The 2510-nt window shown below is 64.9% G+C and carries 2 protein-coding genes; both read left to right on the top strand.

The genetic code is table 11. The features are described 5' to 3' along the window. Nucleotides 1-1572: Re/Si-specific NAD(P)(+) transhydrogenase subunit alpha (locus tag IG169_RS23780; RefSeq protein ID WP_193178763.1), on the top strand; the 1572-nt coding region annotated here is incomplete at its 5' end. Between the two features lie 17 nt (nucleotides 1573-1589). After that, a partial coding sequence (locus tag IG169_RS23775; RefSeq protein WP_193178762.1) for an NAD(P)(+) transhydrogenase (Re/Si-specific) subunit beta occupies nucleotides 1590-2510 on the top strand: 921 nt, incomplete at its 3' end.

The following is a 2510-nucleotide window of genomic DNA, read 5'->3' as shown; positions in this document are numbered from 1 at the left end:
AAGATCGGTACACCAAAGGAAGTGTTTGCGGGCGAGGCGCGTGTCGCCATGACCCCGGACAGCGCGCTTCAACTTCAAAAACTGGGACATGAGTGCCTGATCGAGGCTGGCGCGGGCAAGGCTGCCGGTTTCGATGACGCTGCCTACAAGGCGGCCGGGGTGCAAGTGGTGAAGACGGCCGCGGCGCTGTGGAAGGCCGCCGACGTGATCGCCAAGGTGCGCCCGCCGGAGCCCGCCGAGGCCAGGCGCCTGACCAAGGACAAGACGCTGATCTCCTTCTTCTATCCGGCCCAGAACAAGGAACTGCTCGAGCTTTGCAAGGACAAGGGCGCCAACGTCATCGCGATGGACATGGTGCCGCGCATTTCGCGCGCCCAGAAGATGGACGCCCTGTCCTCGATGGCCAACATCGCCGGCTATCGCGCCGTCATCGAGGCGGGCAACAATTTCGGCCGCTTCTTCACCGGTCAGGTGACGGCGGCCGGCAAGGTGCCGCCGGCCAAGGTGCTGGTCGTCGGCGCAGGCGTCGCCGGCCTTGCCGCCATCGGCACGGCGACCTCGCTCGGCGCGATCACCTATGCCTTCGACGTCCGCCCGGAAGTCGCCGAGCAGATCGAATCCATGGGCGCCGAATTCGTCTATCTCGATTTCGAGGAGCAGGCCCAGGACGGCGCCGCGACCGGCGGCTACGCCGCGCCGTCGAGCCCGGAATTCCGCGAAAAGCAGCTCGAGAAGTTCCGCGAACTGGCTCCCGAGATGGACATCGTCATCACCACGGCGCTGATCCCGGGCCGCGATGCGCCGAAACTGTGGCTCAAGGACATGGTCGAGGCGATGAAGCCCGGCTCCGTCGTCATCGACCTCGCCGCCGAGCGCGGCGGCAATTGCGACCTCACCGTCCCCGACGAGAAGGTGGTGTCGAAGAACGGCGTCACCATTGTCGGCTACACCGATTTCCCGAGCCGCATGGCCTCGCAGTCGTCGACGCTTTATTCGACCAACATCCGCCACATGATGACCGACCTGACGCCGGAAAAGAACGGCGTGATCGACCATGATATGGAAGACGACGTCATCCGTGGCGCGACGGTCGCCTATCAGGGCGAGATCACCTTCCCGCCGCCGCCGCCCAAGATCCAGGCGATCGCGGCGCAAAAGCCGAAGGAAAAACCGAAGGAGCTGACGCCCGAGGAAAAACGGGCGCGCGAAGTCGCCGCCTTCAAGGCACAGACGAAGAACCAGGTCACCCTGCTCGTCGTCGGCGCCGCCTTGCTGTTGTCGGTGGGCCTCGTCGCGCCGGCCTCGTTCATGCAGCATTTCATCGTGTTCGTGCTGTCGGTCTTCATCGGGTTCCAGGTCATCTGGAACGTGGCGCATTCGCTTCACACGCCGCTGATGGCGGTCACCAACGCGATCTCGTCGATCATCATCCTGGGCGCTCTGATGCAGATCGGCTCCGGCTCGAATCTGGTGATCGCGCTCGCGGGCCTCGCGGTGTTCATGGCCGGGATCAACATCTTCGGCGGCTTCCTCGTGACACGGCGCATGCTCGCCATGTTCCAGAAATCTTAAAGCGCAGGACGGCAACCATGGAATTCGGATTTACCACGGCAGCCTATGTCGTCGCTGCTGTTCTCTTCATCCTCTCGCTCGGCGGGCTTTCCGGCCAGGAATCGGCGAAGCGCGCCGTCTGGTACGGCATCGCCGGCATGGCGCTGGCGGTGTTTGCGACCCTGATCGGACCCGGCTCCGGCCTGTGGCTCCTGTCGCTGGTGCTGGTCGCGGCCGGCGGAATCATCGGCTATTACGTCGCGCAGCGCGTGCAGATGACCGAGATGCCGCAACTTGTTGCAGCGATGCACTCGCTGGTCGGTCTCGCGGCCGTCTTCGTCGGCTACAACGCCTATCTGGAACTCGGCCGCGTGCTCGTGATGAGCGCCGAACAGCGCGAGGCGCTCGAGGGCTTCGCCGCGATCCTCGCCCACAAGGACGGAATCGAACAGTCGATCCTGAAGGTCGAGGTCTTCCTCGGCGTCTTCATCGGCGCGGTGACCTTCACCGGCTCCGTCGTCGCCTTCGGCAAGCTGGCCGGCAAGGTCACCTCCAGGGCGACGAAACTGCCGGGCGGGCACATGCTCAACGCGGGCGCCGCGATCCTCAGCGTCATCCTGCTGATCGCGTTCCTGAACGGGGCCGGCATCTGGACGCTTGTTCTGATGACGCTGCTGGCCTTCTTCATCGGCTTCCACCTGATCATGGGCATCGGCGGCGCCGACATGCCCGTGGTGGTGTCGATGCTGAACTCCTATTCCGGCTGGGCCGCCGCCGCGATCGGCTTCTCGCTCGGCAACGACCTGCTGATCGTCGTCGGCGCGCTGGTCGGCTCGTCGGGCGCGATTCTCTCCTACATCATGTGCAAGGCGATGAACCGCTCCTTCGTCTCCGTGATCCTCGGCGGCTTCGGCAACGCCACGGGCCCGGCCATGGCGGTCGAGGGCGAGCAGGTGGCG

It is taken from the genome of Oricola nitratireducens, from assembly GCF_014904745.1.
GTDB lineage: Bacteria > Pseudomonadota > Alphaproteobacteria > Rhizobiales > Rhizobiaceae > Oricola > Oricola nitratireducens.
Note: the sequence above shows the minus strand (reverse complement) of the source record. Positions and strands in the feature narration are given on the sequence as shown.